This is a genomic window from Acinetobacter sp. 1124_18A (assembly GCF_052824995.1).
On record NZ_VTDF01000002.1, the window covers coordinates 226,086 to 251,540 of the forward strand.

Below are 25,455 nucleotides of genomic sequence, written 5' to 3' on the forward strand. Positions count from 1 at the left end.
GGAATACATATGAAAACGATAGATGCAAATTCGGTAATCAACCGCGAAAAACTGTCCCCATTGCAGTGGATGGTTTTTATACTCGGATTTTTTGTCTTCTTCTGTGATGGCTTAGACACAGGAATTATTGGTTTTATTGCTCCAGCATTGCTTGATGATTGGGGAATTACCAAGCCGCAACTTGCTCCGGTTTTAAGTGCTGCCTTAGTTGGTATGTCAATCGGTGCAATCATTTCTGGGCCTTTGTCCGATAAGTTTGGACGTAAAGGCGTCATTGTTTTTACAAGCCTTTTATTCTCAATATTTACGATTTTGTGTGGCTTTGCCGACTCGACCAAAGATTTAATGATTTATCGCTTCATTACAGGTGTTGGTTTAGGCGCAGCCATGCCAAACATTAGTACCATTGTCTCTGAATATATGCCTGTAAAACGTAAAGCATTCCTGACAGGTCTAGCTGGTTGTGGTTTCATGCTAGGAATTTCTTGCGGCGGTGTGCTGTCAGCTTATCTATTAGAAAGTTATGGCTGGGCAAAAGTGATTATTATTGGCGGAAGCATTCCCCTAATTTTAGTGGTTGCTTTATTGCTTAAATTACCTGAATCAACTCAATACTTAATTACACGTCATCAACAAGACAAAGCTCAGCGTATTTTAGAAAACATTCAAGGACATTCCTTCCAAGAGCCGGTAAAACTTGTTTTAACTCAAGCAGAAAATGCTTCAGGTGAAAATCCGGTTAAAATCGTTTTAGGTAAATACCTGTGGGGTTCAAGCATGCTTTGGCTCTGCTGCTTTACCAGTCTATTGGTGTTTTATCTTTTAACAAGCTGGATGCCAACAATTCTAAAAACAGCAGGTTTTAGTACTCAACAGTTTAGTTTAATTGCCGCGATTTTCCCTTTTGGTGGTGTGATTGGCGCAACCATTATGGGATGGTACATGGATAAACTGAATCCAACTACAGTCATTAAATATTCATATCTGATTGCTTTTGGCCTATTCATTGTTGCTGGTCTAGTGAGCTCAAATATTTTCTTGTTAGGTTTTACTATCTTCTTAATTGGTGCATTACTCGCAGGTGCACAGTCTTCATTACTGCCACTTGCAGCTATGTTCTATCCAGCAGTGTGCCGTGCGGTTGGTGTTTCATGGATGCATGGTATTGGTCGTATCGGTGCAATTTTAGGCGCTTTCTTTGGCTCGCTCATTTTCACTTTCAACCTAAGCTTAAGCGGTATTTTCTTTATTCTTGCACTACCAACATTCATCTCATTTATTGCGCTTAGCCTGAAAGTGATTTATGAGAAATCTAAAAACAAACAAGTTTTAAAGCTCGAAGAAAGTCTATAACTATTAATCAATAAATAAAAAAACTGATTTAAGTAATTAAATCAGTTTTTTTATTGCGAAAAATTAAATATCAGAAAATTTTTCCTTTAGTCTCACTTGGATTTTCTCCGAACTCTTCACGATATTCTTGAGAAAAACGACTTAAATGGTTAAAGCCCCAGTCATAGGCAAGCTTTGAAATAGAAATCTTTCTATCTGCTCCTGTGGTGCTCAAGATTTTATAAATTTGTTGGAGACGATATTTTTTTAAATACGACATAGGACTTGTGCCGTAGTATTGTTGAAATTCGTCATACAATTTTGATTTTGAAACCCCAGCCAGACGTTGCAAGTCTTCTGCACAGATTTCTTCGTGCGCATGTTCAATAATAAAATTACGAACCTTACGGATATAAGCTGGCTCATCCTGATGCGAGAGTGACTTTAAGGCTTCAGAGTAGTTATTTTCTTGAGACAACAATAACGCTTTAATTACAAAATTTTCATAGTCTTCAGACAACATCTGCAAACCATAAAAATTACTATATTGCGATTTTAACTGTACAAAATTTTGAATGTTCTTCCACCATGCACCAATAAGTTGCTCCGAGTCCAGATGCATTTCAGGGTTAAAAATAATGGGAGCTTCTATAGGTTTATTCAGTAGATCTGCAAGGACAATCTGCATACTCCGCTCAGGAATAACCACCTGAAATTTTCTGCAATCTTTATCAATAATCAAATCTTGTTGATCGTTATTTGAAACAATAAGGCCTCTGTTTTCATCAGACTGATAATGAGCGCCACGAATATTGAGAGCTTGTCGCCCTTGTATAGGTAAGCTAATGCTATACGCTTTTAAATTTGAGATGTTAATGGCAACGTTTGCACCATAACTGATTGTACCGATTGCCATTTTTTTATTAGGCAAACGCATTCCGTCATAGTGAAAATCGAGAGTGTCTTTGTAAATTGTGTCTAGACGGTGTTCACCACAAATCGTGGACATCAAATTCTGCGCAAATTCAGCTTTGCGTGAATAATGATTGAGTTCCGTCTGTTGGCTGAGTGATATCATATCCTTTTCACCTAGCTAAATAACTTATTGCTTAAAAAGCAACTTGTATGCCAATTAATATCCTTTAATTGACGAGTTTTCCTGAAAAAATATCTAATCAAGAAAGAGAGTAAAAATTACTTTCTCATACTCTATTAAATTTTAAAAATGGAAATAAGTTAAATACCTTTAAAGTATAATTTCATACCTTAACAAACTTATTTTATTAGATTTTTTATAAATAAATACAGTAGAGATAAATCATTATTTAAAACAGTAGACTATCGTAAATTTTAACGAATAAAAAAACCGCCTATTTAAAATAAGCGGCTTTTAAAACACTTAAATTATTGGGCGGTGTAACCACCATCCATAACGACAGCTTGACCTGTTACTCCACCAGCTTTACCACTCGCAAGGAAAATTGCATAGTCAGCTATCTCTTCGACAGACAATAAACGCTTTTGAGGAACCATTGCCAAAATTACATCTTCAAGCGCACTGTCTAAACTTACATTACGGGTTTTAGCCAAATCTGCAATTTGCCCACGAACCAATGGCGTATCTACATAACCCGGACATAAGGCATTTACCGTAATACCGTCTCGTGCACATTCTAATGCCGCAACTTTTGTTAGGCCAATCACGCCATGTTTAGCACTGTTGTAACCTGCCTTTCCAGCGAAACCAATTAGGCCATTAATTGAAGCCATATTAATAATACGGCCATATTTTTGAGCTTTCATGATTGGAAAAACATGTTTAATACCAATAAATGCCCCTGTTAACATGACCTGAACTAGCTTTTGAAAAACAGCAGTTGGAAACTCTTCAATAGGCGCAACATGCTGAAAACCAGCATTGTTAATTAAGATATCAACCGTACCAAAGGTTTTTTGAGTCAGCTCAATGGCTTGTTTATAAGCATCTTCATCAGTTACATCACATGGTGCAGATAGTGCATCAAAACCTTGCTCTTTAAGTGAGTTCGCCGTTTCTTGGCACTTTTCAGCATTCATGTCAGAAATGACAACTTTGGCACCTTCTTGAGCAAATTTCTTAGCAATCTCTAGACCGATACCACTTGCAGAACCTGTAATAAAAGCGACCTGACCGTCTAAAAGTTTTGTCATTTATTTACTCCTTAATACTTATAACGCGCTGATTTAAACAATACCCGTTACGGTAAAGACCGTAATCACCACAAATACCGCTAACGTTTTAATTACTGTGACTGCAAAAATATCTTTATACGACTGCTTGTGGGTTAAACCTGTAACAGCGAGTAAAGTGATAACAGCACCATTATGCGGAAGCGTATCCATCCCCCCCGATGCCATTGCAACCACGCGGTGCATAACTTCTGGCGGAATACCTGCTAGTAAAATCGCGGCGTTATAATGTTCGGCCATTGCACTTAAAGCGATACTCATACCACCAGAAGCTGAACCAGTAATACCCGCTAAAACGGTTGTGGTCACCGCCCCATTCACTAAAGGATTCGTGAAAGTGCTACTCATTGCATGACTAATCATGGCAAAGCCCGGTAATGACGCAATAATTGCTCCGAAACCATACTCAGAAGCCGTATTCATCACTGCTAAAAGTGAGCCACCAATACTGGCATTAATGCCCTCTTTAAAATTCGTCACGACACGTTGGTAATCAAACAAAATTGCAGAAATAATCCCGACAATAAGTGCAAGACCAACTGCCCAGATCGCACCAGTTTTTGCTACATCTACGGTGTAGTCAGCTAAACCGACCGTGGCGAAATCAAAGCCATTTGGGTACCACTCTTTAATGGCTTTAGACAAATATTTGTTCATTACTGCAACAAGAATAAGAGGTACAAACGCTAAAAACTGACGTACCGTACTTCCGTTATTTTGCCCAGTCATATCGGCTTCAATTTCTTGATATGGCGTATTGTCTACACCAAAACCAGAGAAGCCTTCACCAGTTTTTGCAGCAGCGCGGCGACGCCATTCTAAGTAACTCAAACCCATGCATAGAACAAAAATAGCGCCAATAATACCTAGAAATGGTGCGGCATAAATATTGGTGCCAAAGAATGTGGTTGGAATTACGTTTTGGATTTGTGGCGTACCCGGCAATGCATCCATGGTAAATGTAAATGCACCAAGCGCGATAGTTCCCGGAATTAAGCGTTTTGGAATATTAGCTTGTCTAAAAAGCTGGTTTGCAAAAGGATAAATTGCAAATACTGCAACAAATAAGCTGACACCGCTATACGTTAAAATTGCACCTAATAACACAACGGTTAAAATCGCTTTTTTTGCCCCAATCCATCTCACAATAGTTCTTGCAATCGACTCGGCAATTCCTGACATTTCAACGACTTTACCGAAAATTGCCCCGAGCAAAAATACAAGAAAGTAATCTTTAATAAAGTTAACCATTTTGGGCATAAAAACACCCGAATAAAACGGTAAAACATTGGCTGGGTTAATGAGTAAAACTGCAAGTAAGGCACAAATTGGTGCCATCAGAATGACAGAAAAGCCCTTGTAAGCTGTATACATTAACAGCCCAAGCGAAAGTAGAATTACAAATAATTCCCACATATATTCTTTGCTCCTTAAAGAATAAATATTAGGTTTAAAATTACCAAAAGATATTTAGGTTATCCCAAACCTATAATGATAAAAATCAAAATATCTATGCATGGTAATAGGTAAATATGCCTAAAAATAAAATATCACTAAAATATTTAAAAACAATGTAATTTATTTAAATTTTTAAATACCTACAAATTACATATAGTTGCTCAATCCAATTGGTAAAATTTAATTATTTAAAAATGCTATTGTTTTATAAAGCTTATTAATTATTGAGTAAATTAAATTAATACCTCTATATTATTTAATAAAGGCAATTAAATAATATATTTTTTAAAATAATTTAATAAATATTTTCGGTGAACTGAGTAATCTATTAGTAAGTAAGAAAAAACCCACTTAATGATGAGTGGGTTCAATTAAAATTTAACATTGCTTGACGGCCTTAGAGGCAGGCTCTTACGCTTTTATTTCATTCGAGTTAGTCTTAAATTAAAGTCAGATGGAAGTAGGATTCGATATTCTATCTCCGCTCCTGGTTTGACTTCCGTTTCTTGAGAAGTGGCAATATTTGGACACATCCCTCCACCTGTTTCTAATCTAAAAATATAATATTTGGGCTCAAGATAAATAGTAGCTATTTCATTTGAACGAATTGAGAATACTTTCTCGTTATTAACATACATATCATGACTACAGCCAGATCCTAAAAAACCTTTATCTCTTAAAAAAGTAACTTTTGCTTGTTCAGGAGTGTGTTTCTTTAAATAGTTCTGATCGTATACTCTCTCATTAGGTACTGGCTTGGCTGTATTTGAACCAACTGGAGCTGTTGAACACCCAATTAAACCCAGAACTAGTCCTAAAAAAATAATCTTTTTCATGAAATTATCCATTTTAATAGTGAGTAAAATTTAACAGTTCAGAAAACGAAAAACCACCCAAAGGTGGCTTTAAACTTAATGATATTTTAGTAGTGAAGAGTAAAAAACTTGGTTAGTGTTAAATTTGTAGTATCACTGATCGGATAAGGCTTACCATTGATTATCAGAGGAAAGAATTTTGCTTTTTTAAGAAATTCATCATTGCCCATAAGTGATTCCTGTAAAAATAAAAATCGGCCTATATAATCAATGGTCTAATGACAATAAATATTAAATCACTATAAGGCGGTTTAATTATTTCCAAAACATTATAAAAAGTGTTTACTCTTCTTCATTTGTTGTCTCTTTTCCTAAGCATGTGTTTTCGATACTGTCACCAAACTTAAGAATCGGAGGTAGTTCATTTTCATCATAAGTTTCTGGAATTGGCCATTCATATGCAAGTTTAGCAATCCGATTCGCTTCTTTCTTATTATAAAAACTCTTTTCAACTTCTATATATCCAAGAAGATCATCGAGAGGTATATCATCTTGCCTAACATGCATAAATGTAAATGCGTAGCGTCTTAATTCCGTACAATATTTTTCATTTTGAGTATATGTAAAGTGCGTATGTAATGCCTCATTTTCAGAAATTGCATAAGCAGCATTTGATAATAATAAACATGTAAGTAATAAAATTAAAATTTTCTTCATCTATTTAATTAACTCTATATCCAATCGTCACTTAACTAAGAAAAGCCCTCTTTAGAGGGCTTATATTTTTAAGTAGAAAAAACTACTCTAATTCAGATCCTATCATTGATTAAATTTGATATTGATCAGCTTTAAGATTTGGTTGATCGACAAGCAATTCAATAAAAGATGGAATTGATGTAGTGTTAAGCAAATACGGGTTAAACTCATCGACATGATGATGAAAAAAGAAATCTTTTATTTTCGTATTTATAGGAGCAAATTTCATACTCCAATGCTTAAACAACCGCTGTTCGGACAGTTCCGAAAAGATGATTTCGCAGTTCTGATGTCTTGAATCTCTCAAAATTGAATTATAAAACAGTGATTCAACCTGTTCTTTCTCACCTTCTATGTACTGCAAGAAATACCCATTACCATAGTAAAGTACTCCCGTAATATCATTATAAAAGTTGAATTTGACTGCTTCTGTGAGGATATCAATTAGATCTTGTTTTACTTGACTATGTTCACTATTGGTTTTACTTGCATACATAAAGCCTATTAAACTCATAGCGATAACTCGAAGATATATGTCAGTTGGGCATTCTGACAGCTACACACCACGCTTACAACCTGACCTATTTAAAACCTTGTATTTCAAGAGTAAAGATTATTATCGTTTTGAAAATGACAAACTTTAACAACCAGAAATCTTTTGTAAATTAATATCAACTTAACAAACTAACTAGAAAATATTAATTTCAGTAAAATCAAGAATTGTCTTTAATTTGTGGATGTCTAATGGAGAACCATGAAATTATTCTTCAAGACGAACATCATAAACAACTTAAGATTGTCAAAGTTCAGGATGTACGTTTTGATGTAAATACGCTTAACAATAGTTATCAATGGTTATGGGTATTTGATCATAGTTCAGAGTTTTTTCCATTTGAGTTATGGGATCAGCTCGACAATGCAACTGTTCATCAAAAGATAAAGTTAGATAATCAAGTTTTTAAAATTATCAAGATTTTGACACAGAAAACTAAAGTTAGGCCCTCATAACATATAGCTATACACATACGATGGAAGCTAAGAAAAAGATAATTCTTCAAGGTCTTTGAATCACTACTTGATTAGCAAGACAATCATATAGGAATTGTTCTTGGCAATGAGTTTGTTGAATTTGTTCAGCTATAAAAAAACCACTCATTGAGTGGATTTTTCAATTAAATTTTGAGACTAAATAGCCTCTATGACAATATATTTTCCTTCATAGAAGACACCATCTGCTCTTGTTTCTTTTAATTTGCAATAAATCGCAATTGGATGTATCAGCTTTTTATTTTCTTCACTAGGCACATGAGTGATCCCAGATAAAAAATTTGAATTATCATTTTCTAAACTCCAAGAGGTACCTCCATCTTTATGCCATTTTCTATTTGGATATTTAGAATCTAACCATTCAATACACTGCTTCATAGTTGAGAATTTTTTTGTTTCCTCTTTTTCAATTTTTGATGCTGCACTTACAGAGGCTCCAAACGTTAAGAATAAAGCTCCAATTAAAGTTTTCCTCATGAAATTATCCTTTATTATTAATAATGAAAATTTAAGAGCTTAAGATATAAAAAAAACATCATTAGGTAGATTAGTTTTTAGGAAGAGTTTTGTTAATTTCACTACTGGCAGTTTCATGAAATTTTAATAAGTTGAAACTTTCATAGTTAGCTAAAATACAAAAAAGAAGAGCTGCTAGCAAAACTAGGGTTATCTTATTCATTTCATTTTACCTTTGAGATTTTATTTTTTTAATCCCAAAATGCTACACGAAAATATTGTCAAAACCTTAATTGTTAATAATCTACCACAATTTATTACAAAAACTATTTGGAAGAGTTAATTACCTTTTTTAAAACTGGTAATGGTAATGCACCTTACAGATCACTAACAGTGATCAGATGGGATTCTTATGCTAATGTGACTTCCCTCAAGCTAATGAAAAACCATTGTGAGTTTAAAGTCATTATCTATAATTCTTTGACACACTTTAATGAAGCGGCCTTTAAGTCATTATCAGCTTTGTAGACCATATTTGAATTAGAGGCACTTAAAGTTATTCTGGCTTCGAGTATATCTTTGTTCAGAAGCTTCACTTCTAGAGTCATACCATTTTCAATGTAGATCATATTATTTGCATACTTAACTTTTTTGAATACAACATGTCCACTCGTATCATCACAAAGTATTCCATTACCATCTGAATCAAGTTTTATGGTTGATATGCTTGGGCCGATTGAAATCGTCCATATACCTGATACTGAAGGTGTTGAAGGCTGTACTTCGCTAAAATTATTATTAGTCATTTGAGTATTTGGGCTTATACACCCACTTAATAAAAAAAACTAAGCTTAATGCAATTATCTTTTGCATGATAATTATCCATTTTAATTATGAGTAAAATTTAACAGTTAAGAATAATACAAACTACCTGTCTGTGGTTTAAATTTTTGATAAAATAGTATTTATTTAATCTGGATTATTCAATAGAATACCAATGTAAAATCTTGATAAGAAAACAAAATATGATCTGGATTAAATTTATATTATACCCTTTAGGCATGTTTGTACTGTGGCAAATCATTTTCATTATCGAACAGCTTTCTTTAGAATTTTTAAATGCACCACAAATACTTGTAACTATAATTGCACTGATCATAAATTGCAGTATGCAAATTTTGATTGGTTATAAAGTTCCTCAATTAGCACCAAAATATAAGTTTGTAGCGAGTATTACATACATCATCTTATTCACTTTTTTAGTAGCAATTTATTCAACAACTATTTTATTAGAAGGCTTAAAAGTTGCCCCTCAAGCAATTTGGCTAGGTTATTTATTTTTCCATGTAGTTGGAATGACTCTATATTTTGCAAACAACACTGATGAATTCTGCTGGGAAAATTTACTCAAGTAGTTCTGCATATTGTTCTCTACTTTCTTTTTCATAATTTTTTGTCAAAAAACATCATATTAGATAAATTTTCGTATAAATTACCCTTCTAGGTGAGCTGAGCAATCTAAAGGAATGAAATGACGCTTAAACAATTAAAAGCTTTTTTAGCTCTTGCGCGTACACTTAACTATGCCAATGCATCTTTAGAGCTACATCTAAGCCAATCTGCTTTAAGTCTCACCATCAAAAGCCTAGAAGAAGAATTAGGCGGTAAATTGTTTAACCGTAATACACGTCGTGTTGAGCTTACCCAAGAAGGCAAATCCCTCATTCCCTATGCTAAAAAATTACTCGCCAATTGGGATGAAATGGAAAATGATGTCAAACAACGTTTTAAGCTCAATCGTGGAACCTTAAGTATCGCCTCAATGCCCTTTGTGACTCATGCAATTCTACCTGAGGTGATTCATCAATTTTTAGAACTTCACCCCAACCTGAACTTTTCAATTCAAGATATTCCAAATGAGACCATCATAGAAAAAGTACAAGATGGTATTTTTGAACTTGGTATCTGCTTTGAACCTGATCTCACTGAAGGCTTAGAGTTCAAACCGCTGTTCGAAGAAGATTTCTTAGCTTTGTTACCTAAGACTCACCCACTTGCTCAATCCTCCTCTATTACATGGCATGAGCTTTGTTCAAATCCATTCGTAACCTTACAAAAACCTTCAATTGTTCGTTATTTAGTTGAGCAAAATTGTTTACGAAATAATATAACGCTCGATTTAAAAGTTGAATGTCATCAAATTTCATCACTATCAAGTTTTGTTGCTTATGGAATTGGAGTAAGCGCAATTCCACGGCACTTTGCTAAACACATTGATAAAGAACATAACGTATTGATTGAATTAAAGGATGAATCTATTCATAAGACTGTAGGAATTGTTTATAAAAAGAACTTTGAAATTTCAAATATTTCGACTCAATTTATTGAGGCTTTGGTGCAATATAAATTTTAAAAAATTAAAGACTGCATTTTAGGATGAGCTAAGCATAAGCTAAATTTATTAATTATTATAACTTTCAATATTTTAATTTTAATTTCTAAAGATTTTAGCATTCTATAAGTCTAATTTTTTGTTGTTAATTTGATAGCATTCATTGAATATACTCATTAATCCTTTAAAAAAATTAACTTCTATAACACGAATTGAGATGCTAAAACTAAGATTACTAAGGGATATAGGATAACAATAGAATGAATAAAGTTTATGCCAATGCAGAGGCAGCACTGAAAGACGTTATTGCAGATAATCAAACACTTGCCGTTGGCGGTTTTGGTTTATGCGGAATTCCTGAAAAACTGATTGTTGCAGTTAAGCAAAGTGGTGTGACTGGTCTTACTTGTATTTCGAATAATGCAGGCGTAGATGATTTTGGTTTAGGTATTTTGCTTCAAACCAAACAGATCAAAAAAATGATTTCTTCATATGTTGGTGAAAACAAAGAGTTTGAGCGCCAATATTTAAATGGTGAACTTGATGTAGAACTTACACCACAAGGCACTTTAGCTGAAAAGTTACGTGCTGGCGGTGCAGGAATTCCAGCATTTTATACTCAGACTGGCGTCGGCACACTGATTGCTGAAGGTAAAGAAGAACGTACCTTTCATGGCAAAAACTACATTTTAGAAGAATCTTTAACAGCAGATATTGCTCTTGTTAAGGCCTATAAAGCAGACAAAGCGGGTAATTTAGTATTCCGTAAAACTGCTCAAAATTTTAATCCTGAATGTGCGATGGCTGGAAAAATTACAATCGCAGAAGTTGAACAGGTTGTTGAAATTGGTGAATTGGATCCGGATGAAATTCATTTAGCAGGTATTTACGTAAACCGTATTGTACTGAATGCATCACCTGAAAAACGCATTGAGCATAAAACTTTAAGCACGGAGGCAGTATAAAATGGCTTGGTCACGTAATGAAATGGCACAACGTGCTGCAAAAGAACTTGAAGACGGTTTTTATGTCAATTTAGGTATTGGCTTACCTACTCTAGTTGCCAACTATATTCCTGAAAATATTAATGTTTGGCTTCAATCTGAAAACGGTTTATTAGGTATTGGCGAGTTTCCAACTGAAGAAACGGTTGATGCTGATTTGATTAATGCTGGTAAACAAACAGTTACTGCTCGCCCTGGCGCTGCTTTTTTCTCAAGCTCAGAATCTTTTGCCATGATCCGTGGTGGCCACGTCAATATTGCAATTTTAGGTGCAATGGAAGTTTCTGAAAATGGTGACTTGGCTAACTGGATGATTCCAGGTAAGAAAGTCAAAGGTATGGGCGGCGCAATGGACTTGGTTGTTGGTGTTCAAAAAGTTGTAGTGCTTATGGAACACTGTGCTAAAGATGGTACGCCAAAAATTGTGAAAAACTGTAGTTTGCCTTTAACAGGTAAAGGTGTGGTTCATCGCGTAATTACTGACCTAGGTGTAATGGACATTACTCCACACGGTGTAGAGCTGATTGAACTTGCTAAAGATGTCACGCTTGAACAGATTCAAGCTGTTACAGGCGTTGAGTTTTACAAAACCTTAGTCGCATAAAATTAAATTTTTAGTAAGAAATATAAGACTTAAGTTAGAACGTGAGCTTAAGTCTTAACCCTTTTAAGCACCGGATGTGCTGTCTATAAATAAGAACGAGAAGGATTTTTCAGTTATGGAAAAACAGCAAGGAATTTTTGAAAGATTTGCTCTTAGGATTAGTGACTGGTCTGAAAAATGGTTTCCTGATTCATATATTTTTGCACTACTCGGCGTCATTATCGTGTCAGTTGCCGCTTTAGGTATTGGTGCGCCAATTCACGATGTCGCGACTTCTTTTGGGAATGGTTTCTGGAGTCTTATTCCCTTTACCCTGCAAATGACAATGCTGATTATTGTAGGTTATGTCGTTTCTGTTTCTAAGCCAGTAAAGTTTCTGATTCAAAAAATGGCACGTATTCCAAATTCTGGACGCGGCGCTATTGTTTTAGTTGCAACTGTCAGCTTGTTAATTTCGCTAGTCAACTGGGCAGTAAGTACAATTCTTACAGCACTTTTAGTGATCGCATTAGCGAAGCGTAAAGAGCTGAACATGGATTACCGCGCAGCAGCTGCGGCAGCAATCATTGGTATGGGTGCGACTTGGGCACTTGGAATCAGCTCTTCGGCAGCACAGCTTCAGGCAAATAAAAGCAGTCTGCCAGAGTCAATTTATAGTCTTACTGGTGTTATTCCATTTACCGAAACGATTTTCCTTTGGCAATCAATTGCGATGACCATTATTTTGGTCATTGTTTCAATCGCCATTGCATATTTTTCAGCTCCCAAAGGTAATAATGTTAAAACGATTGAAAGTTTTGACATTCAGTTTGAAGAAGAAAAACTACATGAGGAAAAGTCTACCCGTCCGGGCGACTGGTTAGAAAACTCGCCGATTTTAACGATTATTGTGGTGGCCTTAGGTTTAATCTGGATGTTTTTTGAATTTTCAAAAAGTAATCCAATCATTGCTATTTCAAGTTTAAATACCTATAACTTTGTGTTTTTAATGCTTGGGCTAGCATTGCATGGAACACCACGAAACTTCTTAAATGCTGTTGCAAAGGCAGTTCCAGCCGTATCAGGTATCTTGATTCAGTTTCCACTTTACGGAAGCATCGCTTTTATTATGACGCAAGCTTTAAACAGCCAAGATTTATCGCTGTCGCATTATGTTGCCGAGTTTTTCGTTTCAATCGCTTCAAAAGAAACCTTCGCAATTGTGATGGGAATTTACTCTGCCATCCTTGGTTTTTTTGTACCCTCTGGCGGTGGAAAATGGATTATCGAAGCGCCATATGTCATGCAAGCAGCAAATGATTTGAAAGTTCATTTAGGCTGGTCTGTACAAATTTATAATGCAGCAGAAGCTTTACCAAACTTAATCAATCCATTCTTCATGCTTCCAATGTTGGGCATTTTAAAGTTAAAAGCAAAAGATGTGATTGGTTTTACAGTTACTCAGCTCGTTGTGCATTTTCCCTTAGTTTTATTTTTATTGTGGTTCTTTGGAAGAACGCTTAGCTATACCCCACCTACTTTTTAATTTACTGGCGCCTTTAGTTTCAGCTAGAGGCAAATTTAGCAAATACACCAATAAGAGATATTAAGATGAATTCAATTGTTATAGTTTCAGGTAGCCGTACTGCAATGGGAGGTTTTCAAGGTAGTCTATCCGCTTTAACTGCACCAGAGCTTGGCGCTGCTGTAATTCGTGAATCTATTCAACGTGCAGGTGTTGCACCTGAGCAAGTAGATGAAGTTATTTTTGGTTGCGTATTGAGTGCAGGCATAGGTCAAGGCCCCGCTCGTCAGGCGATGCGTAAAGCTGGTGTGCCTGATCATGTGGGTGCAGTCACCATTAATAAACTGTGTGGCTCTGCCATGAAAGCCGTATTAATGGCATCGGATACTTTAAAAGCTGGCAGTGCTAACATTATTGTTGCGGGTGGCATGGAGTCTATGAGTAATGCTCCGTATATTTTGCCTAAAGCTCGCGGTGGTTACCGTATGGGTCACGGTGAAATTAAGGACCATATGTTTTTAGATGGCCTTGAAGATGCCGAAACTGGCCGCTTAATGGGTTCTTTTGCTCAAGACATGGCAAATACCAAAGGCTTTACACGTGAGCAAATGGATAACTTTGCAATTTCTTCACTGAAAAAAGCGCAAACTGCCATTACACAAGGTTACTTCAAAGAAGAGATTGTTCCTGTTGAAGTCAAAACACGTAAAGGTGTGGAAGTTATTGATCAAGATGAGCAACCATTAAAAGCTAATCTTGAGAAGATTCCAACATTACGCCCAGCTTTTAGTAAAGATGGGACAATTACAGCTGCAAACTCAAGCTCAATTTCTGACGGTGCTGCTGCGTTAGTACTTACCACGGAAGAATATGCTCAAAGCCATGGTTTAAATACTTTGGCGAAAATTGTTGCAACTTCTACTCATTCACAACATCCAAGTGAATTTACCATTGCTCCGATTAGTGCAATTCAAAAAGTACTTGAGCGTGCTGGCTGGTCTGTTGACGAAATAGATGCTTGGGAAATTAATGAAGCTTTTGCAATGGTGGCAATGGCACCAATTCATGATTTAGGTATCGATGAAGCAAAAGTCAACGTACATGGCGGTGCTTGTGCTTTAGGCCATCCAATTGGTGCAACTGGCTCAAGAATTATTCTTTCTCTTATCTATGCTTTAAAACGACTAGGTAAAAAGAAAGGTGTTGCCGCGTTATGTATTGGTGGTGGTGAAGCTACAGCTGTCGCAATTGAAATCTAAAAATTAAACTGCACAGAAGGTGTAAGAGTTTTTCTTACACCTTCTTTTTTTAGACTTTAAAAAGTTCATAACAGGTTTGGCGGAACCATTTATGGCTACTTTTATGATGGCAAGACATATGCCAATGTTGTTTAACGTCATAAGTTGGAAAGTCTAGAGGTGCTGGTAGAATCTGTAAATTTTCTCTGACCAATAAGACTTGGCTTAAATAATACGGCACTGTTGCAATCGCATCTGTTTCTTGAACCACTAAACCCACCCCTAGATAACTAGGTAAGCGGATTAAGATATTTCTATCTAATCCTTTGTTCTGCAATTCATTTTTAATATGGTAGTGTCCGATTCCTGCATCAATATCGATATGATATTCACGCATATAATCATCCAAAGTAAAATTATTTGGATCTAAACGAGGATGGCTCTTAGAGCTAATCACAACATAATGTTGTTTAAAAAACTTCTGCTGATAAAAGCCTTCTTCTAATTGGGGTAAAAAGCCAATTGCAAGGTCAATTTCACCATTTGCCATTTGATAGCTAGTTTCTGGTGTGATCGGTCGAATATTCAAACGAATTAAAGGTGCTTTCTCTTTTAAATAGTTGGTCAGCTGCGGTAATAAGACCAGATGAGACACATCTGTCATGGCAATTGTAAAAAGCTGATCAGAGGTAAGTGGGTCAAAGTTCACACTAAAGTTATTAATGCTTTCAACTTTATCAATTACTTCGCTAATGAGCGGAAATATTTCTTTAGCCAATTCGGTTGGAATCATTTCATTTCCAACACGAATAAAAAGTGGATCATTAAAATGCTGACGGATTTTGTTCAGTCCATTACTAACACTTGGTTGTGTAAGCCCAATAGCATCGGCAGCCATTGAAACGCTTTTAAACCGATAAATATGATAAAAAATATTTAGTAATCTACTATCTAGATCAAACAAAATTGTCTCCGTCTGGATCAAATAATCCATTCAAAAAGGACTGAAAACAGGTATAGCTTAGATAAGAATGCTAAACCTGTTTTTAAATTATTGATGTATCGCCTAAATTAACAAAGAACCTAGACCAGGGGCAATGCTTTATAAAGCCTTTCATCATAAAGACAAAAGCATAGCCTCTTTATTGGGTTACTTTGTATATAAATCTAGTGAATACAGCTCATATCGCTATAAATTTTTAAAATTTAATCATGCTGAATTTGAAAACCTTTCCAGATCTGCTGAACTGCTTTGTTATCACTTAAATTATTTTTAAAAATATAAATATCTTGAGGAAGACAATACTCATGATGATCTAACATGACCAGTTTTCCGTTAGCAAGATCTTCCTCAACATTGATTTTTGGAATCCATGCAACCCCTAAACCTTGTAGTACAAGTTCTTTCAAATTGGTGGCATTGTCAGTCTCATATAAGGTTTTATAAATCAGCTTACCTTCAATCAGCTGATCTACCAATTTTCGCAAATAAGCATGTTTACTATAAGCAAGCAAAGAAAAATTAGTCTGAATTGTATGCTTAGGCGTATGGTCGACTTCCGTAGCTGACACAGGAACAATCTCAGTTTCAGCAATCTTGATCCCGCTTAAAATATCATCACCAACACGGTTAATATTTGAGCGATCTGCATAACAAATCATAAAATCGCAGGCACCTTCTTTTAAAAGAGATAAGCCTTCACCACTATTGGTCGCGACAATTTCGATTTTTAAATCACGCATAAACGTTGGAAATTTTTTTAAAAAAGTTGTTAAAAAACCAGAAGCTAATGAGTGAACCACACAGAAACGAATCGTAGATTCGGTTTCATTTTTAATATTTTTAATCAGCTTGGCGGTCTCTTCCACCTGCTTCTCAATATTTTTAGACATCACTAGCATAATTCGCCCGATGTCTGTAAATTCAATATTATTTTTATTATTTCTAATAATAACTTCAGCTCCAATCATCTCTTCTATTTGCTGAATTCTACGCGTAAAAGCAGATTGGCTAATAAATCGTTTTTCTGCTGCTTTTGAAATAGAACGCTCTCGCTCTAATGTCAAAAGGTCTTCGACCCAACGTACTTCTAAATTCATTTTATGCATTCCCTTTTTATAATTATGTCCTTAATTTGTCTGGTTGGGAAGCTGAATAAATAGCTGAATAGATGAATGAAAAATATAAAACATGGGAGTACCTGCAAAAATGCGATGGAAGAATGGCAAAGCCAAACGATAAAAGTAAGTATTTAATAATTCTGACATAGAAAAGAGTGTAAGAGAATAAAAGACTTTCATTTAGCGCAACAACTCATACAAATATAAAATTCTTATTCTAAAAAATATTTTAAATCAAAAAGTAAGGTTGATATAAATCAAGTAAATAACCATTTAAGCTTTAATAAAAACCAAAAATACCCTCATCGTTTTATCATGTCTTAATTTTAATAAAAAAAAGTCCGCACCTTGGGGAAGAATACGGACTGTAAAACTAAAATGTTGCTAATTTGATCATTTCAGGATTTAAGCTTTCTGACCTAATGAACTCATTCAAATCAGAAGATATATTTGCAGTATAGTTCAACTAAATAAACCTGACTATTCTACTAAAGTATCTATTCAAAATTGAACTGAAATAAATTTTTAATATTCACCAATCAGATAATATAGCTTTCTTGAAATTTCAACCATCATATTCGCTGTATATTGAGTAATTTCAAAAACTTGCTTTTTCTGCGGATTGAATACCATATTATCTTTTTCATCACTAAAAAAGATATAAGTGGTGTATTTATCCATGTGATGGATATGCTCTTTTAAGCTTACTTTTTCCCCAGAATTGGGATCATAGGCGATAAACTTCATTCTCATGAATTTTGTCTCTATACATACAGTCTTTTACCTAAAATTTAATAAAACTTAGATAAAACAATATTTTGATGGATAATATAAAACAGTTAAGCTAAGTAATCGTGGCTATTTATAAGATATGGCTACGATACTATTTGCCTTGTTTACAGAGGTTTCAGCAGAAGCAATCGATTGCTCTGCTTCTTTCAGCAGACGAGAGGTTTTAGACTCGCTCTTCTCTTCACCATGAAAAAGTACATAGTATGTAAAACTACCCAAAATAATTAATGCAGCTGTGACTTTTAACATAAACTTAAAAACTAAGATTTTTTCGTATTATAGTGCCTTTTATGTGAAATGCATCACATTTTTATATAAATTTGTTAGATAAGCTACACTTCCGGTTTAATTAACCTCATTAATTTAGTTGATATTTCACTTAAATTAATAAGTCTAAAATTTTGCATGCGGTTATTTTTTAAATTAGATGATCATTTAATTCATTTTACAATTTTATATATTAAATTTAACTAAACAGTAAACCATTAATTTACAAAATAAAATTTTGATTCAATTAGAGAAGAAAAAAGTTTTTTTATTTTTAAGTCTAGAAAAGAAAAAATTTGATATGCAAAAAATGCATAATTAACTTGATAAATGCATTAGAAGTGAAGCATTTCGAAATCTAATATGAATTATCTACTCTACTAATTCGAAGTTTAATGATGAACGCTGAAATTACCACCCGTATTGAGAAGGATCTTATTGGTTATAGAGAAATCAATAATAATGATTATTACGGAGTTCAAACATTACGTGCTCTAGAAAACTTTAACTTAACACAAAGCAAAGTTGGAAATTTCCCTCATTTAATTAAAGCATTAGCAATGGTAAAACTTGCTTGTGCTGAAGCTAACTATAATCTTAAAAGCTTAGATCAAACTAAATTTGAAGCGATTGAATACAGCTGTAATCAACTTATTCGCGGTAATTTTCACGACCAGTTTCCAATTGATATGATGCAAGGCGGTGCTGGTACTTCAACCAACATGAATGCAAATGAAGTATTGGCGAATGTTGCTTTAGAATATATGGGACATTCTAAAGGTCAATATCAATATCTACATCCAAATAACGACATTAACATGTCACAGTCAACAAATGACGTGTACCCTACTGCGATTCGCTTAGGTTTGTTATTAAACTTAGATGAATTAAATCTTCCTTTTAATAACTTGATCTTAAGTTTCCGTAACAAGTCTCAAGAGTTTGCTCACATCTTAAAAATGGGTCGTACTCAGTTACAAGATGCTGTGCCAATGACTTTAGGTCAAGAGTTTGGTGCTTTTGCAGTAACTCTGCAAAAAGATCTTGAACAAATTAATACGCTTATTCCAAATGTTTTAGCTTATATGAACCTTGGTGGTACAGCGATTGGTACGGGAATTACCACTGAATATAGTTACCGTGAACTTGCGATTCAAGCGCTTGGAAAAATTTCTGGTAAGAAAATTAAGTCTGCTCCTGACTTAATCGAAGCAACTTCAGATATGGGTGACTTTGTTCTTTTATCTGGTTTATTAAAGCGTACCGCAACTAAACTTTCAAAAATTGCCAATGACTTGCGTTTACTTTCAAGTGGTCCACGTACTGGTATCAATGAAATTAACTTAGAAGCACGTCAACCGGGTAGTTCGATCATGCCAGGTAAAGTAAACCCCGTTATTCCTGAAGCGATGAACCTTGCTTGCTTCCAAATTATTGCAAATGATTTGGCTGTAACTTTAGCTGCTGAAGCTGGTCAATTACAGTTAAATGCAATGGAACCACTTATTGCATTCAAACTATTTGAATCTATGGATTTACTTGGTAACGCGATGGCAATGTTCCAAAGTAAATGTATTGATACGATTACGGCGAACCCTGAACACTGTAAAGCTTTAGTTGAAAACTCAATTGGTATTGTGACTGCACTTAACCCATATTTGGGTTATGAAACTACAACTCGTATTGCTAAAACTGCAAACGAAACTGGACAAAGTGTATTAGCACTCGTTCAGAACGAAGGCTTATTATCAGCACAAGTGCTTGATGATATCTTGTCGATTAATAATATGGTTAAACCAAAAATGTCGGCTTAATTCCTGAAAATAAAAAAGGAGCTTTTATAAGCTCCTTTTTTATTTGTTCTATACTTTAAAAACTGAAAGTTGTAGAGAACTGAGCTGTACGTGGATTACCTAAGAATAAATAGTCATCCCCCATAAATGCCCCTACATCACGCCAATATTTCTTATTAAATAAATTATCAATATTGAATCTAAAAGTTGTGTCATGCCCAGCAAAATTTGTTTTATAGGCAGCACCAATATTAAAGACGCTATAGCCACCTACTTTTGCAGTTCCCTCTTTGTTTGCATATTTACTGCTGCTGTATTGCATACCACTGAGTAATCTTAACCCTTCAACTGAAGGTACTTTATAAGATAACTGCGCAGTAGCTCGTACTTTCGGAACATTTTGAGTTTGATGACCTTTGTAGCTGTCACTCTCAATATCAACAAGACGAGATTTGGTATAGGTAACACCAGAGCTTACATCGAGTGTATCGGTTAAGGCACCTGTTAAACCTAATTCAATACCTTGATTGTGTTGTTCACCTTGTTCAATAAATTCTAATTCTCCTGCAGAATTTGTAGTCGTATATTGATTGTCTTGTTTTAAATCAAAAATAGCTGCTGTTAATAAGAAGTCTTGTATTTGTTGCTTAACACCAATTTCATATTGTTCAGAATTTCTAGGTGATAATATCTGGGGACCAGTGCCATACATGACATTGTTTGTATACCAAGGTGCTTCCCCACCATCAGATAATCCTTTGGCATATGAAGCATAAAGATTAGTCGTGGCAGTTGGGCTATACATGAGGGCTAATTGTGGTAAAAACTTATTTAAATCTGTGTCTCGGCTTTGCTGCCCATCTGGCTTATAGGCTTGCTCATCAAGGTGAATCAGTTTTCCACCGAGTAGAGTTGACCATTGATCGTTAAATTGAACTCGGTCAGAGATTGTAAATGCAGTCTGATTGCTTTCCAGGGCTTTAAAACGATTACCTAATTTTTCAGTTGGCATTTGAAAGTCTGGTTTATCAACATAAATATTGCCAATTTCATTCTCAATAAGTTGATTGCTCGGATCATAACGCTTCAGGTTTTTACGTGTATTTTGCAATTCAAACGTTACATGATGCTGAAGGTTGCCAGTATTGAATTGACCATTTAACCTAGCAGCAAACTGGTTGGTAATACGTGTGTCATCTGGACTACGATAGTCATAAAGATCATAGTTACCATCTTTGTCGAATACCGCAAGTTCATTACCTGATGAGTAATAACTTCCATAAGGAAATACAATATAATCATCAATCACAACACGACTTTGTGATGCACTTAAGCTGCCATTCCATTGATCGTTAAAAGCGTATTGATATTTCAAACTCGCATTTAGACTGTTATTTACAACAGGTTTACTCCAAGACTGATAACCCAATAAACGGTCTTGATCTACATTTGTTGGCACTTGTCCATCAAGCAGTTGATAACCCGGTACTGAGCGTTGGCTTTGATGCTGAGCTTCAATATCAAACAGTAATTTAGAGCGATCATTAATTTTCCAGTCTAAAGCAACTGAACCAAACTCTCGTTTACCATTTGCATGATCGACATTTGGGTGAATACTTTCATGCGCTAAATTTATTCGATAGCCAAAATTATCATTTAAAAAACCGCCTACATCCGTTGCCAGTGTATAACCGCCTTCTGAATTTGCATCTACAGTAATATCTTTAACATTGGCAGGTCTTTTAGTCACATAATTTACAACACCGCCTGGCGTCGACATGCCACTTTGAATTGCAGAAATACCCTTTAAGATTTCAACTTGCTCTTTATTTTCTAAAGCTACATTTTGCTCGCCGCGTATGGTATGACCGTTAATGAGATAACTAGAGCCTAAATCGAGGGCAAAACCACGTGCTACAAAGTTTGGATAGTAGCCAATAGCAGCGTAACCATCTCCCAACGATGGATCATTTTTAATAACATCAGTTAGCGTTTTTGCATGTTGATCTGCTATGCGCTCAGAGGTAATGGTGGTAATAGATGCAGGAACTTTCTTTACATCGCCAGTTTGAAAACCAGATAAATCAACTTTTTTTGAGGAATACAAATCGTTAGAGTTTTGGGTGGCATTCACGGTAATCGTTGGTAGCTGTGAAACCTCCGCTTCATTTGCATAAACGACAGATGTTATGAGTGCAATAGATGAAGCCAATGCTGTTTTAGAGCATGTCATGAAGTGAAGATTTAACAAACGTCTTTCCATTGAATAACTACCTGCCATACCGTGCATAATTTGAAGCGCTAGAAGTAACTGCTGAGCCTATTTTTAGCCACGCAAGAATACAGTGACAAATATAGAGAAACAACAAATTATATAATTTTTAGATCAAGTAAATTTTGTGTAATAAAGCGTCATCATTATATGAATTTCGTTTATTTTCTTTGAAATTAGGACTATAACTTTTTAAGTATTACCAAATAGTCAAAATAAAACTAAGCTCAGAAATAGGTCTAGACCAAGGAGGAATACAATAACGAATATGGTTAATAAATTAGATGTTTGATTTTAAATAAAGTTTATGGTGCATTGATCAACTCACTAAATTAAGTAAATGTTCGATTATCAGTAAAAATTTCTTTAAATCGAACAAAAGATCATAGAATCACTAGAATGGAAATTTAAAATTATAAAAAATGAATGGAGAGGAATTCTAAGAAAGTACTCAGGATTGAGTGATATCTAAAGATTCATTCTATTTCCTGTTCAGTACATCTGAAAATTTCTATTTTTTTCTGCTAACTGACGGAATATCTATGACATATACTAAGGAAGAAAAGAGCAGTAGAATACGAGGGATTGTAGGCGCAGCTTCAGGTAATTTGGTTGAATGGTTCGACTTTTATATCTATGCGGTATTTGCTACTTACTTTACTCAAGCTCTGACTGCACCAGACATGGATAGCACGACCAAATCGATCTACGTTTGGGGTGTATTTGCAGCAAGCTTTTTTATGCGTCCTATTGGTAGCTGGATATTTGGGCGCATTGCAGACCGACACGGTCGAAAAAAATCAATGATTGTCTCTATTTGCCTAATGGCTTTGAGCTCTTTTCTATTTGCAGCCTTACCGACTTATGATCAAGTTGGCTTATTTGCCCCTTTCCTTTTACTGGTAGTACGCTTACTTCAAGGTCTATCGGTGGGTGGTGAATATGGTGCCGTAGCAACCTACATGAGTGAATTAGGCTTAAAAGGTCAACGTGGTTTTTACTCTTCTTTCCAATACGTCACACTCTCTGGTGGCCAGTTACTCGCCAGCTTACTCGGTGTAATTTTATTAACGTTTTTGAGTGAGGACCAATTGCTCAATGGCGGTTGGCGTATCCCATTTGTTATTGGTGGTATTGCTGCGATTGTATCTTTACTCGCACGGAGTCGTTTAGAAGAAACGCTTTCTCATCAAGACAGTGAACGTGAAGAGTCTGGTAGCTTAAGAGAACTCTTTAAAAAACATTGGAAAACCTTTTTATTGGTGGTTGGTTATACCTCTGCGGGTTCATTAACGTTTTATGTAGAAACTGTTTATTCAAAAACCTATTTAACTAATTTAGGGATGGATGGAAAAACCGTTGGTTATATTATGACCTTCGCGCTATTTGTCTATATGTGTGCTCAACCTGTATTTGGTTCAATTTCCGACCGTATTGGGCGACGTTCTTCAATGCTGGCATTTAGCTTATTATCTGCGATTTTTATCTATCCAGTAATGGCAATTGGAATGCCTAATTATATAGATTCGCCAATCATCATTACCTTGCTACTCATTTTTATGATGATGATTTTGAGTTTCTACACATCTATTAGTGGCCTAGTAAAAGCTGAGATGTTCCCACCTCACGTACGCGCACTCGGGGTAGGATTTTCTTATGCGGTAGGTAATGCTATTTTTGGTGGTTCTGCACCATCGGTAGCCTTGCAATTTAAAGCTGCTGGAATTGAAAATACCTTCTTTATTTATGTGATTGTCATGCTCATGATCTGTTTCTTGTGTAGCCTTGCGCTTCCGAAAAAACCAGATTATTTAGAACATGATCATTAAAAAATAAAACATAGATATTCTTCTATAATTTTTTTAGAAGAATATCTTTTTATAATAATAAGAAATTCATTTTTGTTCTGTATCTTATAGCTGCATTGTGCATCTAACCAATTCGATTAATTATAGATTGTTAGTTTGATATTATTGATCTTTATAAATTATTTTTTAATGGGATAAAAAAATGGAAAACGAAAAGTCCCCTTTACCTGAAAGTATTATTCAAGTCACCTTCTGGCAAGCCTTTTTATTTTGGCTCAAGCTCGGCTTTATTAGCTTTGGGGGGCCAGCTGGACAAATCGCTGTGATGCATCAGGAACTGGTTGAACAAAAGCGCTGGATATCTGAAAAAAGATTTTTACATGCCCTTAACTACTGCATGTTGTTACCCGGCCCTGAAGCACAGCAATTAGCAACCTACATTGGTTGGCTTATGCATAGAACTGCTGGAGGATTAGTTGCAGGTATTCTATTTGTATTACCCTCCTTATTTATTTTAATTGGGCTGTCTTGGGTTTATATAAAATTTGGAGATGTTCCTGTTATTGCAGGTATTTTCTATGGAATTAAGCCTGCCGTCACCGCAATTGTTTTCCATGCAACTTACCGTATAGGTAGCCGCTCACTTAAAAATAAATTTTTATGGTTCGTCGCAATTGCTGCGTTTCTTGCCATTTTTATCTTAAAGCTTCCTTTCCCGCTTATTGTGCTATCAGCTGGTATTGCTGGCTATTTAGCCAGTAAAAAGTACCCAGACCTATTTTCCTCAGTCGCTGGGCATAAAGCCAGTCAAAAGGATTATGGTCCGGCATTTATTGATGATGATACCCCGACACCAGAGCATGCTAAATTCCATTGGTTGCGGTTAGCTAAACTTATTTTTGTGGCAATCGTTTTATGGTTATTGCCAATTTTAGCTTTAGGCGCATATTTTGGATGGCATCATTCTTATACTCAAATGGCGTGGTTTTTTACTAAAGCTGCATTGCTGACTTTTGGTGGGGCTTACGCGGTTTTACCTTATGTCTATCAAGGGGCTGTAAATCATTTTGGATGGCTTTCACCTACACAAATGATTGATGGTTTGGCTTTAGGTGAAACTACACCCGGACCACTGATTATGGTGGTTGCCTTTGTTGGTTTTTTAGGAGGTGTTAATCATTCATTACTTGGGCCCGAGCATCTATTTTTTGCTGGAGCACTCGGTGCAGTCATTGTGACTTGGTTTACTTTCCTGTTCTCATTTGTATTTATTTTTGCTGGTGCACCCATTATTGAATCTACACATAATGAAATTAAGTTTACGGCGCCACTCACTGCAATTACCGCGGCTGTGGTTGGTGTCATTTTAAATTTAGCATTATTTTTTAGTTATCACGTGCTATGGCCACACGGTTTTTCTGGTCACTTTGATGTTATCGCAGCCTTAATTACTATTGCTGCATTTATTGCCTTATTCCGCTTTAACATTAACGTGCTATATGTCATTTTTGCATCAGCATTGATTGGTTTAGGTGTTTATCTTTTATAAAAATGAATCATGAGCCTT

At 35.3% G+C, this 25,455-nt stretch carries 24 protein-coding genes; 11 read left to right on the forward strand and 13 right to left on the reverse strand.

Annotation, left to right across the window (positions count from 1 at the left end):
* Positions 1–9: 9 nt before the first annotated feature.
* A complete protein-coding gene (locus FY048_RS05510) occupies positions 10–1,353 on the forward strand; it encodes an MFS transporter (protein ID WP_446090446.1) in 1,344 nt (447 codons plus the stop codon).
* A 70-nt stretch (positions 1,354–1,423) separates the two neighbouring features.
* On the opposite strand, the gene FY048_RS05515 is transcribed toward FY048_RS05510, so the two are convergent.
* The 6 genes from FY048_RS05515 to FY048_RS05540 form a co-directional block, all read right to left on the reverse strand.
* Positions 1,424–2,410 carry an AraC family transcriptional regulator gene (locus FY048_RS05515; protein WP_016138163.1) on the reverse strand — a complete coding sequence of 329 codons (987 nt, stop codon included), beginning with the start codon at positions 2,408–2,410 and terminating at the stop codon, positions 1,424–1,426.
* Positions 2,411–2,736: 326 nt separating this feature from the next.
* The gene (locus FY048_RS05520) at positions 2,737–3,522 is read right to left on the reverse strand and encodes a 3-hydroxybutyrate dehydrogenase (protein WP_446090447.1); all 786 of its coding nucleotides are present in this window, start codon (positions 3,520–3,522) and stop codon (positions 2,737–2,739) included.
* Positions 3,523–3,555: 33 nt separating this feature from the next.
* On the reverse strand, positions 3,556–4,977 hold the full coding sequence (locus tag FY048_RS05525) for a GntP family permease (protein WP_446090448.1): 1,422 nt from the start codon (positions 4,975–4,977) through the stop codon (positions 3,556–3,558).
* Positions 4,978–5,438: 461 nt separating this feature from the next.
* On the reverse strand, positions 5,439–5,855 hold the full coding sequence (locus FY048_RS05530) for a hypothetical protein (protein WP_045432460.1): 417 nt from the start codon (positions 5,853–5,855) through the stop codon (positions 5,439–5,441).
* 321 nt (positions 5,856–6,176) lie between these two features.
* Complete coding sequence (locus tag FY048_RS05535; protein ID WP_446090449.1) at positions 6,177–6,551, reverse strand: hypothetical protein; 375 nt, start codon at positions 6,549–6,551, stop codon at positions 6,177–6,179.
* 109 nt (positions 6,552–6,660) lie between these two features.
* A complete protein-coding gene (locus FY048_RS05540; RefSeq protein WP_446090450.1) occupies positions 6,661–7,104 on the reverse strand; it encodes a BLUF domain-containing protein in 444 nt (147 codons plus the stop codon).
* Between the two features lie 230 nt (positions 7,105–7,334).
* Between FY048_RS05540 and FY048_RS05545 the strand changes: the two genes are divergently transcribed.
* On the forward strand, positions 7,335–7,598 hold the full coding sequence (locus FY048_RS05545; protein ID WP_446090451.1) for a hypothetical protein: 264 nt from the start codon (positions 7,335–7,337) through the stop codon (positions 7,596–7,598).
* Positions 7,599–7,775: 177 nt separating this feature from the next.
* Here the strand turns inward: FY048_RS05545 and FY048_RS05550 are convergent, their stop codons facing one another.
* Together FY048_RS05550 and FY048_RS05555 are read right to left on the reverse strand one after the other, a co-directional pair.
* Complete coding sequence (locus tag FY048_RS05550) at positions 7,776–8,114, reverse strand: hypothetical protein (protein WP_446090452.1); 339 nt, start codon at positions 8,112–8,114, stop codon at positions 7,776–7,778.
* A 449-nt stretch (positions 8,115–8,563) separates the two neighbouring features.
* Complete coding sequence (locus tag FY048_RS05555) at positions 8,564–8,917, reverse strand: J517_1871 family lipoprotein (protein WP_446090726.1); 354 nt, start codon at positions 8,915–8,917, stop codon at positions 8,564–8,566.
* Positions 8,918–9,118: 201 nt separating this feature from the next.
* Between FY048_RS05555 and FY048_RS05560 the strand changes: the two genes are divergently transcribed.
* The 6 genes from FY048_RS05560 (at position 9,119) to FY048_RS05585 (ending at position 14,856) form a co-directional block, all read left to right on the forward strand.
* On the forward strand, positions 9,119–9,508 hold the full coding sequence (locus FY048_RS05560; protein WP_446090453.1) for a hypothetical protein: 390 nt from the start codon (positions 9,119–9,121) through the stop codon (positions 9,506–9,508).
* Positions 9,509–9,624: 116 nt separating this feature from the next.
* Complete coding sequence (locus tag FY048_RS05565; RefSeq protein WP_005305071.1) at positions 9,625–10,506, forward strand: LysR family transcriptional regulator; 882 nt, start codon at positions 9,625–9,627, stop codon at positions 10,504–10,506.
* Positions 10,507–10,745: 239 nt separating this feature from the next.
* Entirely contained in the window at positions 10,746–11,450 is a 705-nt protein-coding gene (locus FY048_RS05570) for a CoA transferase subunit A (protein ID WP_446090454.1), read from the forward strand.
* Position 11,451: 1 nt separating this feature from the next.
* Positions 11,452–12,093: a 3-oxoacid CoA-transferase subunit B gene (locus tag FY048_RS05575; RefSeq protein WP_446090455.1), complete on the forward strand. Its 642-nt coding sequence runs from the start codon at positions 11,452–11,454 to the stop codon at positions 12,091–12,093.
* A 115-nt stretch (positions 12,094–12,208) separates the two neighbouring features.
* Positions 12,209–13,618 carry a short-chain fatty acid transporter gene (locus tag FY048_RS05580; RefSeq protein ID WP_446090456.1) on the forward strand — a complete coding sequence of 470 codons (1,410 nt, stop codon included), beginning with the start codon at positions 12,209–12,211 and terminating at the stop codon, positions 13,616–13,618.
* A 65-nt stretch (positions 13,619–13,683) separates the two neighbouring features.
* Positions 13,684–14,856 (forward strand): thiolase family protein, encoded by a 1,173-nt coding sequence (locus FY048_RS05585; protein ID WP_446090457.1) that lies wholly within the window; start codon positions 13,684–13,686, stop codon positions 14,854–14,856.
* Positions 14,857–14,905: 49 nt separating this feature from the next.
* On the opposite strand, the gene FY048_RS05590 is transcribed toward FY048_RS05585, so the two are convergent.
* The 4 genes from FY048_RS05590 to FY048_RS05605 all read right to left on the reverse strand — a co-directional run bounded on the left by FY048_RS05590 (position 14,906) and on the right by FY048_RS05605 (position 17,997).
* Positions 14,906–15,799, reverse strand: coding sequence for a LysR family transcriptional regulator (locus FY048_RS05590; RefSeq protein ID WP_003651675.1), 894 nt, complete (start codon positions 15,797–15,799; stop codon positions 14,906–14,908).
* 242 nt (positions 15,800–16,041) lie between these two features.
* Positions 16,042–16,935 (reverse strand): LysR substrate-binding domain-containing protein, encoded by an 894-nt coding sequence (locus FY048_RS05595; RefSeq protein ID WP_446090458.1) that lies wholly within the window; start codon positions 16,933–16,935, stop codon positions 16,042–16,044.
* A 546-nt stretch (positions 16,936–17,481) separates the two neighbouring features.
* Positions 17,482–17,703, reverse strand: coding sequence for a hypothetical protein (locus FY048_RS05600; RefSeq protein WP_080645707.1), 222 nt, complete (start codon positions 17,701–17,703; stop codon positions 17,482–17,484).
* Positions 17,704–17,814: 111 nt separating this feature from the next.
* Positions 17,815–17,997 carry a hypothetical protein gene (locus FY048_RS05605; protein ID WP_016138181.1) on the reverse strand — a complete coding sequence of 61 codons (183 nt, stop codon included), beginning with the start codon at positions 17,995–17,997 and terminating at the stop codon, positions 17,815–17,817.
* 413 nt (positions 17,998–18,410) lie between these two features.
* On the opposite strand from FY048_RS05605, the gene FY048_RS05610 reads away from it, so the two are divergent.
* Entirely contained in the window at positions 18,411–19,829 is a 1,419-nt protein-coding gene (locus tag FY048_RS05610) for an aspartate ammonia-lyase (RefSeq protein ID WP_446090459.1), read from the forward strand.
* A gap of 55 nt (positions 19,830–19,884) precedes the next feature.
* Here FY048_RS05610 and FY048_RS05615 read toward each other — a convergent pair whose 3' ends face one another.
* Positions 19,885–22,098 (reverse strand): TonB-dependent siderophore receptor, encoded by a 2,214-nt coding sequence (locus FY048_RS05615; protein ID WP_446090460.1) that lies wholly within the window; start codon positions 22,096–22,098, stop codon positions 19,885–19,887.
* Between the two features lie 524 nt (positions 22,099–22,622).
* Between FY048_RS05615 and FY048_RS05620 the strand changes: the two genes are divergently transcribed.
* Both FY048_RS05620 and chrA read left to right on the forward strand, forming a co-directional pair.
* On the forward strand, positions 22,623–23,909 hold the full coding sequence (locus FY048_RS05620; RefSeq protein ID WP_446090461.1) for an MFS transporter: 1,287 nt from the start codon (positions 22,623–22,625) through the stop codon (positions 23,907–23,909).
* Between the two features lie 181 nt (positions 23,910–24,090).
* On the forward strand, positions 24,091–25,437 hold the full coding sequence (gene chrA / locus FY048_RS05625; RefSeq protein ID WP_446090462.1) for a chromate efflux transporter: 1,347 nt from the start codon (positions 24,091–24,093) through the stop codon (positions 25,435–25,437).
* Positions 25,438–25,455 lie beyond the last annotated feature (18 nt).